The 15,036-nt window shown below is 36.1% G+C and carries 12 protein-coding genes; 6 read left to right on the plus strand and 6 right to left on the minus strand.

The window, feature by feature from the left end; genetic code table 11:
- Window positions 1–492: 492 nt before the first annotated feature.
- Complete coding sequence (locus tag Q9Q97_RS21115; protein ID WP_306160766.1) at window positions 493–972, plus strand: TlpA family protein disulfide reductase; 480 nt, start codon at window positions 493–495, stop codon at window positions 970–972.
- Window positions 973–978: 6 nt separating this feature from the next.
- On the plus strand, window positions 979–1,593 hold the full coding sequence (locus Q9Q97_RS21120) for a thioredoxin family protein (RefSeq protein ID WP_306160768.1): 615 nt from the start codon (window positions 979–981) through the stop codon (window positions 1,591–1,593).
- A gap of 222 nt (window positions 1,594–1,815) precedes the next feature.
- On the opposite strand, the gene Q9Q97_RS21125 is transcribed toward Q9Q97_RS21120, so the two are convergent.
- From Q9Q97_RS21125 to Q9Q97_RS21140, 4 genes are all read right to left on the minus strand, one after another.
- Window positions 1,816–3,045 carry a PQQ-dependent sugar dehydrogenase gene (locus Q9Q97_RS21125; RefSeq protein ID WP_306160770.1) on the minus strand — a complete coding sequence of 410 codons (1,230 nt, stop codon included), beginning with the start codon at window positions 3,043–3,045 and terminating at the stop codon, window positions 1,816–1,818.
- 336 nt (window positions 3,046–3,381) lie between these two features.
- Window positions 3,382–3,675: a DUF3861 domain-containing protein gene (locus tag Q9Q97_RS21130; protein WP_306160772.1), complete on the minus strand. Its 294-nt coding sequence runs from the start codon at window positions 3,673–3,675 to the stop codon at window positions 3,382–3,384.
- 18 nt (window positions 3,676–3,693) lie between these two features.
- The gene (locus tag Q9Q97_RS21135) at window positions 3,694–4,425 is read right to left on the minus strand and encodes a LytTR family DNA-binding domain-containing protein (RefSeq protein ID WP_306160774.1); all 732 of its coding nucleotides are present in this window, start codon (window positions 4,423–4,425) and stop codon (window positions 3,694–3,696) included.
- Entirely contained in the window at window positions 4,422–5,468 is a 1,047-nt protein-coding gene (locus Q9Q97_RS21140) for a sensor histidine kinase (protein WP_306160775.1), read from the minus strand. The genes Q9Q97_RS21135 and Q9Q97_RS21140 overlap by 4 nt, the downstream gene beginning before the upstream one ends.
- A 264-nt stretch (window positions 5,469–5,732) precedes the next feature.
- On the opposite strand from Q9Q97_RS21140, the gene Q9Q97_RS21145 reads away from it, so the two are divergent.
- From Q9Q97_RS21145 to Q9Q97_RS21160, 4 genes are all read left to right on the plus strand, one after another.
- The gene (locus Q9Q97_RS21145; RefSeq protein ID WP_306160777.1) at window positions 5,733–6,893 is read left to right on the plus strand and encodes an efflux RND transporter periplasmic adaptor subunit; all 1,161 of its coding nucleotides are present in this window, start codon (window positions 5,733–5,735) and stop codon (window positions 6,891–6,893) included.
- A 5-nt stretch (window positions 6,894–6,898) separates the two neighbouring features.
- Window positions 6,899–10,069 (plus strand): efflux RND transporter permease subunit, encoded by a 3,171-nt coding sequence (locus tag Q9Q97_RS21150; protein ID WP_306160779.1) that lies wholly within the window; start codon window positions 6,899–6,901, stop codon window positions 10,067–10,069.
- Between the two features lie 18 nt (window positions 10,070–10,087).
- Window positions 10,088–11,494 carry an efflux transporter outer membrane subunit gene (locus Q9Q97_RS21155; protein WP_306160782.1) on the plus strand — a complete coding sequence of 469 codons (1,407 nt, stop codon included), beginning with the start codon at window positions 10,088–10,090 and terminating at the stop codon, window positions 11,492–11,494.
- A gap of 177 nt (window positions 11,495–11,671) precedes the next feature.
- Window positions 11,672–12,151 (plus strand): hypothetical protein, encoded by a 480-nt coding sequence (locus Q9Q97_RS21160; RefSeq protein ID WP_306160784.1) that lies wholly within the window; start codon window positions 11,672–11,674, stop codon window positions 12,149–12,151.
- 580 nt (window positions 12,152–12,731) lie between these two features.
- Here Q9Q97_RS21160 and fucP read toward each other — a convergent pair.
- Window positions 12,732–14,036: an L-fucose:H+ symporter permease gene (gene fucP, locus Q9Q97_RS21165; RefSeq protein ID WP_306160786.1), complete on the minus strand. Its 1,305-nt coding sequence runs from the start codon at window positions 14,034–14,036 to the stop codon at window positions 12,732–12,734.
- Window positions 14,037–14,223: 187 nt separating this feature from the next.
- Complete coding sequence (locus Q9Q97_RS21170) at window positions 14,224–14,664, minus strand: MaoC/PaaZ C-terminal domain-containing protein (protein WP_306160787.1); 441 nt, start codon at window positions 14,662–14,664, stop codon at window positions 14,224–14,226.
- Window positions 14,665–15,036 lie beyond the last annotated feature (372 nt).

The following is a 15,036-nucleotide window of genomic DNA, read 5'->3' on the forward strand; positions in this document are numbered from 1 at the left end:
ATGAAATGTTCCTAACGAAACATAGCTAATTGAGCACATTCTAGAACTTACCGACGAGATGTTCCTAGCAGAACAAAACCAATTTCGCATACGATGGTCGTTACCGATGAAATGTTTCTAGCGGAACATGCAAACTATATGTATTTGATGTTCCGCTAGGAACATCTAATTCAAGTTCGATTAAGAATGTTCCGTTAGGAGCATATTGTTGGTAGTTCCATAACGCGTTTGCTTAAAGAATGTTCCGCTAGGAACATCTTGTCGGTAGCTCATAGAATGTTCGATTGGTTAATTGTTCCGCTAGGAACATCTCATTGGTAACATAATGCGTTCCCATGATTATAATGTTCCGCTAGGAACATTTCGTCGGTACCTTAGCATCTTAGCGACTTAGAGGCTTAGAAGCTTGCAATTAAACTTTCATTAACAAAATCTAATTAAGCATTAGTTTATATTTGTAGGAAACAAATTAATTTTAAGGTCAAAAGGTCTATGAAAAATAAACTTTTAAAAATCTCCTTTATTCTGTTTTTGCTTTTTTGTGTAAAAGGATACAATCAGAATGTGAAGCTTTTAACTATAAATCAGCTGAATGAAAGAATCAAGAACGGAAAAGACAGCACTTATGTAGTGAATTTTTGGGCGACATGGTGCGCTCCTTGCATCAAAGAACTGCCGCATTTTGAAAAACTAAGCGCTGAGCATAAATCAGAAAAACTGGCTGTTTTGTTGGTGAGTTTAGATTTTAAATCGAAATTAGCTTCTAATGTAGTTCCGTTTGTGAAAAGGAAAAATTTGAAGAATGAAGTTTTTCTGCTAAACGAAAGCAGTCCGCAGGAGTTTATTGACAGAATAGACCCAAGCTGGTCAGGAAGTATTCCGGCAACGCTTTTCATCAAAAATGACAAAAGAAAATTTGTCGAAAGTGAGTTTACGTACGAACAATTATTAACTGAATATAAAAAACTTTAAACCATTATGAAGAAAATAATCTTATTACTAGCATTGGCATTTTCTGCTTTTCTATCTCATGCACAAAATGCTGTAACTCTTAAAGCAGGCGACGTGGCTCCAGATTTCAAACTGAAAAATGTCGATAACAAAGACGTTTCTTTCGGAACTTTTAAAGATGCAAAAGGCTACATTGTTGTTTTTACTTGCAATACTTGCCCGTATGCAATTGGATATGAGCAGCGAATTATCGATTTGGATAAAAAATTCAAACCGCAAGGATATCCAGTAATTGCTATAAATCCGAATGATCCAGAAGCTTCTACTGCAGATACATTTGCAAAAATGCAGGACTTGGCAAAAGAGAAAAAATATTCTTTCCCATACTTATTTGATCCAGGACAGAAAATTACAGACGAATATGGTGCAAAACGCACGCCTCATATTTTCATTGTTTCTAAAACTGCAAAAGGAAATGTGGTAGAATATGTTGGAGCAATTGATAATGATCCAGAAGGAAATAATCCTCAAAAAATCAAATATGCAGAAGATGTGATTGCCTCTTTAAAAAGTGGACAAAAACCAGCTGTAACCCAAACTAAAGAAATTGGCTGTACGGTAAAAAGAAAAGCGAAAGCTTAATTTTTTTAACCGCAAAGAACGCAAGGTTTTTGATTTAAAAGATTTTGTAAACGCAAAGTTCGCAAAGCTATATCTATATAGCTTTGCGAACTTTGCGTTTGTATTAGATTTAGTATATAAAAAACCTTGCGCCCATTGCGGTTAAATCAATACTTCAATACCAAAACATAAACGCCCCATAATTGGGGCGTTTTTTGGCATGTATTATGAACAAGTTTGCTTTTATTTTTTATCTATTCTATAAAGTCTTCCTTGATCGGTAACGGCGTATAATGCTTCATCTTTTCCTTGAGTAATATCTCTAAATCTTTGTCCTTCGCTGGCCAATAATCTTTCTTCTCCGGCTACTTTATTGTCTTTAAAAGCCAAACGAACAATGTGTGTAGCGCTTAAAGAACCTATAAATAAATTGTTTTGCCATTCTGGAACTCGTTTTCCTGCATAGAAGGTCATACCGCTTGGCGATACCACTGGATCCCAATAATATACTGGCTGTTCTAAACCTTCTTTCTGTGTTATTCCATCTCCAATTTTCGTACCACTGTATTCAATTCCGTATGTAATAGTTGGCCAGCCATAATTTTTTCCTGGATTAATTCGGTTAATTTCGTCACCGCCTCTAGGACCATGTTCGCTTTCCCATAATTCACCCGTTGTTGGATGTATAGCCAATCCTTGAGGATTTCTATGTCCCATAGTATAAAGTTCTGATAGAGCCCCTGTAGCAGTAAAAGCCGGGTTTCCAGAAGCAGCTTGTCCATTTGTCGTAATACGGACAATTTTACCCAGACTGCTAGTGGCTGATTGTGCTAACGGACGAGCATCTATATCAGATCTTTCTCCAATGCTTACCAATAAATTTCCAGTTTTGTCAAACAAAATACGGCTTCCGTAATGTTTCGCGCTTGGATGAGGTGTATTCGAACGATAAATAACCGTTGCATTTTCAATCGCAGTATAGTTGTCTGAAATTCTACCTTTCGCTACAGCGGTAATATTTCCGCCTGCTACAATTTCAGAAAACGTCCAGTAAATCATTCGGTTAGTGGCAAATGCAGGATCTAAACAAATTCCTAATAAACCACCTTGCTCAGCAGGATTAACAGCAGGAACACCAGTTAAGGCATTGCTAATAACACCTTCTTGGGTAACGATTTTAATTTTACCTGCTTTTTCAGTTACTAAAAGACGTCCGTCAGGAAGATAGGCAACTCCCCAAGGAGCGCTTAAACCGTTGGTGATAATTTTAGATTCGATTTCAGTTGTAGTCTGAATGCTTCCTGCGCGTGTTTGTCCGGAAAATGCTGGCTGATAACTTGTGTTAGGCGTACCTGTTTCTACGGGAGGTCCAGTTGGTCCTGGATCGGTATCTCCATCAACGTTATCATTGTTAGAACAGCTGCCTAAAGCCAAAATTCCGGCAAGAAGAAAAATACTTTTTTGAATTATCATAATGCTTTCATTTTAATGGTTAATAAAATAATTTTTGCATTATCGAACATTTCCAAAGAGAAGTGGAGATTCGTTAACTATGAAATGGTCAGTTTCGAACGAGGTTCTCCGTTTTATTTTCAATTAAGAATGCCTAAATGCTTTTCAAAAGCAAAAGAATTTCAACTAGAAATTAAACTTCTTTTAAGGAAAGCATTTAGTGGGACATGCCTAATTGAAACGGATAATTGTTTTAAAATATTGCCAGTAAGAATTGTATTATGTTTTTCTTAGCAGAAATTTAACATTTAAAATCTGAAGGGAAATAAGGTTGAAGTCTTGTTTTTAAAGGAGATTTTAAAGACTTTTTAATTTTTTCATAAAGACAGGAAAAACTTCATTCAGTTCTTCAAAAAGTGGATTTTTGCGATTTTTTAATTTGATTTCACTAAATAATTTTAGCCCTAAAGCAAATTGAACAGCTTCAGAATCGTCCTTAAATATATTCTTAGATTTAATTCTTTCAATGATTCCGAAGATTTCGTCGTGATTATCAAATTGAATTCCGAGTTCTTTTGCTGGTTCGGTTTCACCATTTGCATATTCCTTAAGGCTTAAAGTAAGGTAATATTTGTTTGATCTTTTTTCCATGATTATTCTAATTCTAATTTATTTCAGCCACTTATCGACCATAGTTTTAAAGGCTTCTTTGTATTGTTCGCCGACTGTGATTTCTATTTTATCGATGAAGATGGAGTTTTTACTGATGGCGCTTATTTTGTCTAGCGAAACTATAAACGAACGATGAACACGCATAAATTTTGAAGAAGGGAGTTTTTCTTCTAATGCCTTTAGCGAAATCAAAGACATTAAGGCTTTTTGAGAATCTTCGAGATGTACTTTTACATAATCTTTCAGACTTTCGATATACGTAATATCTTTTAAAGAAATTCTAACCCATTGGTACTCGACTTTCAAAAAGATAAATTCGTCGTCTGCGGCAATTGGAGTAAAGTTATTGCTGGCTTCTTCAGACAATTGTAAAACTTTACTTGAAGCTCGAAGAAATTCTTCGTAACTGAAAGGTTTTAGAAGGTAGTCGACAGCATTTACACGATAGCCTTCAATTGCATAATGATTGTAAGCTGTTGTAAAAACGATTTTGGGCAGCGGTCCGGCTTGATCTTGTAAAAGTCTTGCCAATTCCATTCCGCTTAAATTGGGCATATTGATATCTAAGAAAACCAAATCAGGTTTAGTTTCCCGAATAATACCCATTGCATCTACAGCATTGTCGCAAGTAGTCATTAACTCCAAAAATGGAGTCTGGTGAATAAACGTTTCTACCAGTTTTAAAGCCAATGGTTCATCATCTACTGCTATACATTTTAATACCGTCATTGCTCTAGATTTATTTTCAATTTAATTTTATATGTTCCGTGATCGGTAACTCCAAAAGAAATGAAATGCTGATTTGGATAAATCAATTGCAGCCTTCTTTTGGTGTTTGTTAAACCAATTCCACCTTCATCTGAAGTTGTTGTTTTTTCAAAAAAAGTGTTTTCTACTTCAAATTCCAGATTGCTTTCATTTTGCGTAAGCTTAATGTAAATCTCGCTTTTATCAGTGGCGTGAATACCATGCTTAAAAGCATTTTCTACTAAAGGTAGTAATAACATTGGAACAATAGGGTAATCGTGTATTTTTTCAGGTATATCTGTTGTAATGGTAAGTTTACTATTGGCACGAAGTTTCATTAAAGCAATAAAATCACGCATAAATTCGGCTTCTTTCAGCAGCGTTGTTTTTTCTTCCGTACTATAAAGCAAATAGCGCATCATTCGGCTTAAAGTATGCAAAGCATTTCTAGAATCTTCAATATCGGTATAAGTTAAAGAATAAATGCTGTTCAATGAATTAAAGAAAAAATGCGGATTGATCTGTGCTTTTAACATGGCCAGTTCTGCCATAGTTTTGTCCTGCTCTAATTTTTGTTTGTGCTGCGCCGCTTTCTGCCAATGCGTTAACATGGCCCAGCTGGTGCTTATTCCTAAAACCAATAAAGTCAGCGTAAAAACGTAATTATCGAAATACGGATTTTTGTATTTCTTAAATCCGATAGCCCTACTAATCTGCTCGTGTAGATCGGTTTGCGAGGTATAAAAATAAGCAATTAACTGCATGGCAATAATTGCCGCAAACGCCCAAAGCAAGAAAGGCGAAGTATTGTCTTTAATAATGGTTTTTGGAACTACGATTTTTGCGGTAGAATAAAATAGATTGATTAGTAAAAACAATATAATACTTTGCCAAAGCCAGAATGCCTGCGGAAGCACGACATTCCAAGTCAGCGGAATATAAAATAGCATAAGATACCCTAACAAAAACCAGCCAAGTATGTGAAGTCCAGTAAATAAGTAAGGTCTGAAAATGTTTGGTGTCATTAGAATTCGTAATTTAGAGACAATATTACATTTTATTTGAACATGAAAATTTAGCAATCGCCAAAACCCGATTTAGAGTCTCTAAAAAGCAATTTAGAGCCGATGGGATAAAAATTAAACAGTTGTTTAATATTTTAAAAAAATCCATCGGCTGTCATCCGACCTTTATCGATTGTTTGTCGCTCTTCGTCTATTTGAAAATTTTTGTGTGTTATAATTTGTTTCTTTTGCTAGGATATAATCGATAATTACACATTTTTGACAATGAATAAGCAATCATTTTTAAGCATTCTTGCAGCTTCACTTATTATCGCTTCATGCGGTAAAAATGATAAATCGGCACAGGCCGGAGGAGCACCGCAGATTAAAGAATATAAGACTGTAACCTTACAGCCAAAATCGGCTACTTTAAAGAGCGATTTTCCAGCTAGTATACAAGGACAGCAAAATATAGAAATCCGTCCAAGAGTTGAAGGCTATATCGATAAGATTTTTGTTGATGAAGGTGCGGTTGTAAAAGCAGGACAGCCCTTATTTAAAATAAGTGCTCCAGAATATGAGCAGGAAGTTCGTACGGCAACAGCAAGCATTAAAAGTGCTCAGGCAGATGTGAGTTCGGCAAAATTGGCTGTAAATAAAGTGAAGCCATTGGTCGAAAAAGGAATTATCAGTAAATATGATTTAGAATCGGCTCAATATACGTACGAGTCGGCTTTGGCTTCTTTGGCTCAGGCAAATGCAGCTTTAGTAAATGCTAAAGTTAATTTAGGCTATACAACCGTTACAAGTCCTGTAAATGGAGTTGTAGGTTCAATTCCGTTTCGTTTAGGAAGTTTGGTCAGTTCAAATACGGCCGATCCACTAACAACCGTTTCTAGTATTGGAAATGTTTACGCCTACTTCGCTATAAACGAAAAAATGCTGTTGAATTTTACACAAAACAATACAACGGGCGCTTCTTTAGCTCAGAAAATTAAAAACATGCCAGCAGTTTCTTTATTGCTTTCAGATGGATCAATTTACGATCAGAAAGGGCGTATTGAAACGGTAAACGGATTAATTAATACAGAAACGGGTACTGTAAATGTAAGAGCGCGTTTTCCAAATCCAAAAGGAATTATCAGAAGCGGAAGCAGCACAACAGTTAGAATTCCGAATGAAGTTAAAAATTCAATTATAGTTCCACAGAGCGCAACATTTGAATTACAGGATAAGATTTTTGCTGTAGTTGTTGGTAAAGACGGAAAAACTAAAAATGCCAATATCACAGTATTAGACAATTCTGCAGGCAATTATTATGTAGTAACAAGCGGATTAAATCCTGGCGATCAGATTGTATTAGAAGGAGTAGCCTCTTTAAAAGAAGGAACTGAAATAAAAGCCCAAAATCAAAGCCCAGAAACAGTTTACGCCGATTTAAAATAAAAAAAATGTTTAAAAAATTTATACAAAGACCCGTACTCTCAACGGTAATATCTGTTATTATCGTTATTTTAGGTGTTTTAGGCCTAATTGAGTTGCCGATATCGCAATACCCAGATATTGCGCCTCCAACTGTAAATGTGGCGGCAAGTTATACTGGTGCCAATGCCGACGTGGTACTGAAAAGTATCGTAATTCCGTTGGAAGAGCAAATTAATGGTGTAGAAAACATGACGTACATGACTTCTACAGCAACCAACGACGGAAATGCTTCAATTAAGATTTTCTTTAAAGTAGGAACAAATCCAGATTTAGCAGCGGTAAACGTGCAAAACAGGGTTTCTAGAGCAACAAGTTTGCTGCCAGTAGAGGTAACTCAGGCTGGGGTAACGGTTACGAAAAGTCAGAGTAGTAACTTATTGATTTTCTCTTTATACAGTGATGATAAAGCTTACGACCAGACGTTTCTTCAGAATTATGCAAAAATCAACCTTGTACCGCAAATTCAGCGTGTAGTTGGGGTGGGAGATGTAACCGTTTTTGGTGCCAAAGATTACTCGATGAGAATCTGGCTGAAACCAGACGTAATGCAGCAATACAAACTGATTCCAAGCGATATTTCGGCTGCTTTGGCAGAACAAAATATCGAAGCGGCGCCAGGTAAATTTGGTGAAAACGGAAATCAGGCTTTTCAATATGTAATTAAATACAAAGGGCGTTTAACAACAGCTCAGGAATTTGAAGATATTGTTATCAAATCTGTCGGAAACGGCCAAATGTTGCGTCTTAAAGATGTTGCAAAAGTTGAGTTAGGATCTTTAAGTTATGCTTCGACTATTAAAACCAACGGTGTAGAATCTGCAGCGATGGCCATTAGCCAGACTCCAGGATCTAACGCGCGTGACGTAATCAACAATTCTAAAAAACTGATTGAAGAAGCAGCAAAGAATTTTCCGAAAGGAGTTAAATACACCACTTTGGTGGACGTTAACGAAAACTTGGACGCTTCTATTGAAAAAGTAATCCATACATTGGTAGAAGCCTTTATTCTGGTTTTTATCGTAGTGTTTATTTTCCTTCAGGATTTTAGATCGACTTTAATTCCAGCCATTGCAGTTCCGGTTGCGATTGTGGGTACGTTTTTCTTCCTGAATTTATTCGGATTTACCATTAACTTATTGACGCTTTTCGCAATGGTACTCGCCATTGGTATTGTGGTCGATGATGCGATTGTGGTCGTGGAGGCCGTTCACGCCAAACTGGATCATGGTTATAAATCGGCTAAAAAAGCAACAATTCATGCCATGGACGAAATTTCGGGAGCGATTATTTCGATTACATTGGTAATGGCTGCGGTATTTATTCCGGTAACTTTTATTGGAGGATCTACGGGAGTTTTCTACAAACAGTTTGGTATTACACTAGCAGTTGCGATTATACTTTCTGCGGTAAACGCCTTGACTTTGAGTCCGGCTTTATGTGCGCTTTTATTGAAACCACATGCAGACGATCATAAACATAAAAGTTATTTACAGCGTTTTTACACTTCATTTAACGTTGCTTTTGATAATGTTACAGCAAGATACAAACGTTCGGTAAGTTTCCTTTCGGTAAAAAAATGGATTGCATTAGCTTCTATTGTAATTGCAGGTATTGCATTAGTTTATATGATGAAAACAACGCCTTCAGCTTTCGTGCCTTCAGAAGATCAAGGAACTGTTTTCGCCAATATTAGTTTGCCGCCATCAGCTTCTATGGAACGTTCTGATGTTATTGCAAAAAGAGTGGATAGTATTGCGAAGACCATTCCGGGCGTTAAAAATACGCTTCGTATCGTAGGGCAGAACTTTACTGCGGGTGCGGGTAGTGCCTACAGTATGGTTATTGTAAAATTAAAACCTTGGGACGAACGTGATCTAAGTGTTGACGATGTAATCGGACAGCTTTTTGCGAAGACAAGCGGAATTCGTGAAGCTAATATTTTCTTTATTTCGCCACCGACTATTCAAGGTTTTGGACAAAGTGGTGGATTCGAATTCCAATTGCAGGATAAAGGAGGTCATACAACGGCTGAATTTTATAAAGTAAATCAGGAATTCTTAGCAAAACTATCGGAACGTCCAGAAATTCAATACGCGACAACGCCATTTAACCCTGGTTTCCCGCAGTATATGATGGATATTAATTTAGCGAAAGCGAAAGATGCAGGAGTTTCGGTAAATTCGATTTTATCTACGATGCAAGGTTATTACGGTGGTTTGTATGCTTCAAATTTCAACAAATTTGGAAAGCAATATCGTGTAATGATTCAGGCTTCTCCAGAATTTAGAACCAATACACAAGGATTAAATAAAATCTTTGTTCGTAATAGTGCTGGAAATATGGCGCCAATTACCGAGTTTGTAAAAATGACGAGAGTATTTGGTCCAGAATCGATTTCAAGATTCAACTTGTTTACTTCTATTTCGATTACAGGAGCGCCAAAACCAGGCTTCAGTTCGGGAGATGCTATTAAAGCCATTCAAGAAGTGGCAGCAGAAAACCTTCCAGCAGGTTACGGTTACGAATTTTCTGGATTAACGCGTGAGGAATTAGCATCAGGAAGTGAGACGATTTTCATTTTTATTCTGTGTCTGGTATTCGTTTACTTCTTGTTAAGTGCGCAGTACGAAAGTTATATTTTGCCATTCGCAGTATTATTCTCAATTCCGTTTGGATTGGCTGGAGCGTATTTATTCTCGATTATTTTCAAATTGAACAGTAATATCTATTTACAGATTTCCTTAATCATGCTTATTGGACTTCTCGCGAAGAACGGTATTTTGATTGTCGAGTTTGCTTTGGATAGAAGAAGGAAAGGTCTTCCGATTGTGCAAGCTGCAATTGACGGAGCTGTGGCACGTTTAAGACCAATTTTGATGACTTCGTTTGCTTTTATTTTAGGATTGGTACCGCTGATGTTTGCTACTGGAGCGGGTGCGGTTGGTAACAGATCGATTGGTACTGGAGCCGTAGGAGGAATGTTAATCGGAACAATTTTAGGGGTTTTCGTAATTCCAGTATTGTTTATCATTTTCCAGACTTTACAGGAAAAAATTAGCGGACCGGCAAAAGACGGTTATGACGATGACGATGATGATGAAGACGAAATTCATTTAATAGAAGCTCACAAAGAGTAAATTTTAATTACAAGAAAGATGACGAATAGTTCAAATAAATATATTTTACTGGTAATAACAGCCGCACTGATTAGTGCGTGCTCTGTTACCAAGAAATACGAACGTCCCACTACTTTAAAAACCGATCAATTGTACCGCGATCAGAATTCATCAGATTCGACTACAATTGCCGATATGCCTTGGAATACGGTTTTTAAAGATGAAAAACTGAATGCATTAATTCAAAAAGGATTAGATCAAAATCTGAATTTGAAAAATGCGATTGAAAACATTGTTCAGGCGAGAGCTACTTTGCGTCAGAGCAAATTGGCGTATTATCCATCATTGCAATTGGATGCCAATGTAACGCACAATAAGCAATCTCAAGCAGGATTAAACTTTCCGGCGGGAATCAATATCAATACTTTAACGACAACTTATAAATTGGGCGTTAGCACTTCTTGGGAAATTGATGTTTGGGGAAAACTAAGCAGTTCTAAAAGAGCCGCTTTAGCCACTTATTTAGCAACAGATGCCGCAAAACAAGCGGTTCAAACACAATTGATTGCAGATATTGCCAATAATTATTTCTTGCTTTTGTCTTATGATAAACAGTTGGAAATTACGCAGGAAACTTTAAAAACCCGTATTGAAAATGTTGAAACAATAAAAGCCTTAAAAGAAGGAGCGATTGTTACTGGAGCAGCGGTTGTACAAAGTGAAGCTAACCAGCACGCAGCAGAAGTTTTGATTCCAGATTTGAAACAATATATTCGTGAGACAGAAAACGCTTTAAATATCTTGCTAGGACAAGCTCCAGGACCAATTGATAGAGGAGTTTTAGGCACACAGATTATTCCAGAACAAATTTCGATCGGTATGCCTGCTCAATTGCTAAATAATCGTCCAGATGTCCGTCAAGCGGAATTTAACTTCAGAGTTGCTTTCGAATCAACAAATTTGGCGAAGACCTATTTCTACCCAAGTTTGACACTTACGGCAAGCACAGGATTCTCAAATTTAGAATTAAATGATTTCTTTAGCCATTCGATTTTTTATTCGATTATTGGAGGATTAACACAGCCTATATTCAATAACGGATTAAACAAAATGAGATTGACAACGGCGCAGTCGCAACAATTGCAAGCATACAATAATTTCCAGCAAAGCCTTTTAGTGGCGGGTCAGGAAGTTTCAAATGCTTTGTATTCGTACCAAATGGCTGTAGAAAAAGAAGATTCAAGAGCCAAGCAGATTGCAGCTTTAGAAAAAGCAGTAGATTTTACCGAAGAACTTTTAGAATACAGTTCAGCAACTAATTATACAGATGTATTAACATCGCAGCAAAATCTTTTAGCAGCACAGTTAAGCGGGGTAGCAGATAATCTGCAAAAACTGCAAGCTGTAATTAATTTGTACAGAGCGTTGGGTGGTGGTTGGAAATAATTGTTTATAATGAAAAAACGTCTCAATTTTTGAGACGTTTTTTTGAAAAGTACATCGTTTAAAAAGCACTATCCGTCGATTAGTTTGGTGATTTTGTATAATGAATACTTGAACAGCAGCTTTTTGGCATTACTTTCGATTAATATCTACTAAGATTAACAATTAAATTCTAAAGACATGAAAAAGTTAGTATTCGCCTCAGTGCTTTTTATGAGTGTATTTTTTGCTCAAGCGCAAGTATCAGTAAATGTAAATATTGGTACTCCTCCAAATTGGGGACCACAAGGTTACGACAACAGCCGTTATTATTATTTGCCGGATATCGATGTATATTATGATGTAAATCAGAGCGTATTTATCTACGATAACAGCGGAAAATGGATTCGCGAAAAAAGACTTCCGTCAAGATATAGAAATTATGATTTGTACTCTGGCTACAAAGTAGTTTTGACCGATTATAGAGGAGATTCTCCTTATAGTTACCATACAAAACACAGAGCTAGCTATCCAAAAGGCTATGTAGGGAAACCTCAAAAAAACAGAGGAGAAAAACCAGTAAAAAGCAATAACGGAAATCACAACGGAAACAAAAAAGGAAATAACTCCAAACAACAGTCAGACAAGAACCACGATCACGGTAACGGCAAACACCGTTAATTTTAAACATGACTAAAGAAAGACGCCTCCAATTTGGAGGCGTTTTTTATTGTGTTTTTTGCCACAGATTATTGGGATTAAAAAGATTTTTTTTAGCCACGAATTCCACAAATTTCTCGAATTTTTATTATTGGAAAAAAATATACAATCTATGCTAATTTTTAGCTGAAAAAAATGTAGATGAATTGCCTCCAGCTTTAGCTGGAGGTTAAAAGATTGAGAATGTATGGGCTTTAGCCAAACTTTGAGTTTAGTTTGGCTAAAGCCTTTGTACTTTCCTAAACAAAACCTCCAGCTAAAGCTGGAGGCAATTGGTATTTTAGAAATAAAATTTGCGCTAATTTGTGTAATTTGTGGTTAGAAAATATTCTTTTTTTAATTCAAGTAAGCTTCAGTTAATGCAGTCTTGGTAAAATAAAAATTTGTGAATTCGTGGCTAAAAAAGTTTGGCTAAAGCCCTTCAAGAAGCTTAAATAAAAACCTCCAGCTAAAGCTGGCGGCAATTAATATTTCGATAAAATAAAAATTCGAGAAATTTGTGTAATTCGTGGCTATAAAAAATAATCTGTGGCTATAAAAATTATTCCGTAACAGTTTTTACTTTATGTCCAATAGCGCCAAACGAAAGAATAATCAAGAAACAAACCAACGGTATAATATATCCCGACTGAATATCATCATGATTCATATCAATTAAAGTTCCCATTCCGTACGGAATAATAGCCCCGCCGACAATAGACATTACCAACCAAGAAGAACCCGTTTCAGTATTTGATTTTAAGCCTTTAATTCCCAAAGAAAAGATTGTCGGGAACATAATAGACATAAAGAATCCAATTCCACCAAGAGCGTAGATTACCACAATTCCAGAACCATAGATTGCTACTAGACAAAGTAAAACGCTCATTACACAATAAATAGAAAGAAGAACATAATCTTTTACAAAACGTAAAAAGAAAGTTCCGATAAAACGTCCAGCCATAAAAAGGAAACCATAAATACCTAAATAATATCCAGCTGTTTTTTCGTCTAATCCTGCGCCTTGTTGTGCGATACGAATAAAGAAACTCGTAATACAAACCTGCGCACCAACGTAGAAAAATTGCGCTACAACTCCCCAGCTTAAATGTCTAAACTTTAAAACAGAGAAAAATCCAGGTTTAATTTCAGCTTCTGCATGAGTAGCTTTCATAGAAGGCAATTGTACGAAATAAAATATAATCGCAACCAAAACCAAAATACTCCCTAAAACAATATAAGGCATTTTTACAGAAGCCGCTTCACCTAATAAATAAGCCGCTTTTTCAGCTTCTGGCATCGCTGCCATTTGTTCTGGCGTATGATTAGTTCCAGAAAGAATAAATAGCGAACCTACAATAGGAGCAACCATTGCCGCTAAGCCGTTGAAAGAAGCCGCTAAATTCAATCTCTTAGAAGATGATTCTGCTGGTCCTAAAATCGCCGCATACGGATTCGCGCTCGTTTCTAAAATCGTTAATCCGCAACCGATTACGAACAAAGCAAATAAGAACAATTCATAAGTACGAGTATTGGCTGCAGGAACGAATAAAAAAGCTCCAATAGCAAACACTAATAAACCTGTGATAATACTGTTTTTGTAACCAAATCTTTTAATCAGCATTCCCGCAGGAATAGCCATAATAAAATAAGCAAAGAAAACCGAAGTATCAATAAGAGTCGATTGGCGGTTATTTAATTCACACGCTTTTTTCAAGTGCGGAATCAATACAGAATCAAGATTGTGGGCCATTCCCCACAGAAAAAATAGGCATGTAACTAAAATAAAAGGCAGCAGATATTGTTTTCCGTTTCCACCTTCAGTTGGCACTTCGTGTTGATCGCCAGTTTGGTTTGTAATTTGCATTCGTTTGATAGTTTTTTTAGGTTCAAAGTGACAAAGAGACAAAGGTTCAAAGTGTGGAAACCTAAATTTCTTTGTTGTTTATTTTTTTGCTTTATTTCTTCAAGTTTAAGTGCCAAAAGAATATGTTCAAAGTTGAGAAACCTCTGTCTCTTTGCAACTTTGTTTCTTTGTCACTTCAAGAAAAAGTTTACTTTTTATTGACAAACAAAAGGTGATCGCAGACAAGCACCACTTCACCACGCTGATTAATGATTTCAACATGTTCAGTTACAGCGCCCATTTCTGGCTTTTTAGCATCTCCTTTTTCAGAGATTGTAATTTCAGAGTGAATCGTGTCACCAATATGAACTGGCTTTACGAAACGCATTTTGTCGTAACCTCTTGAAAAAGCTTCAGGATTAATTTCAGAGGCAGTCAAACCGATTCCAATGCTGAAAACCATTGTTCCGTGTGCAATTCTTTGTCCGAATGGCTGAGTTTTGCACCATTCTTCATCCATGTGGTGCGGAAAGAAATCTCCAGTGTGTCCGGCATGAACCACAAAATCAGTTTCTGTTATGGTTCTTCCGATAGTTATTCGTTTATCGTCGATTTTATAATCTTCGAAAAAAGTTGATTTAAAAAACATAATATTATTTTTTTTTGTTTTTCACCATATAAGTTATATAAGTTTATTTAATCTCAGATTGCGCAAAGCATTCGAAAGCAAATATAAGGCTGCAAAATTTTAATTGCCTTATATAACTTATATGGTTTAAATTTTCGTTTTCACCATATAAGTTCATTTAATCTGCTTTGTCTAAAACTTTTATGAGCTTAAAAAGCATCCAGCTTAAATTACCTTATATAGCTTTTATGGTTTAATTTTTGGTTTCACCATATAAGTTCATTTAATCTGCTTTGTCTAAAACTTTTATGAGCTTAAAAGCATCCAGCTTAAATTACCTTATATAGCTTTTATGGTTTAATTTTTGGTTTCACCATATAAGTTCATTTAATC

It is taken from the genome of Flavobacterium sp. DG2-3 (assembly GCF_030730925.1).
GTDB lineage: Bacteria > Bacteroidota > Bacteroidia > Flavobacteriales > Flavobacteriaceae > Flavobacterium.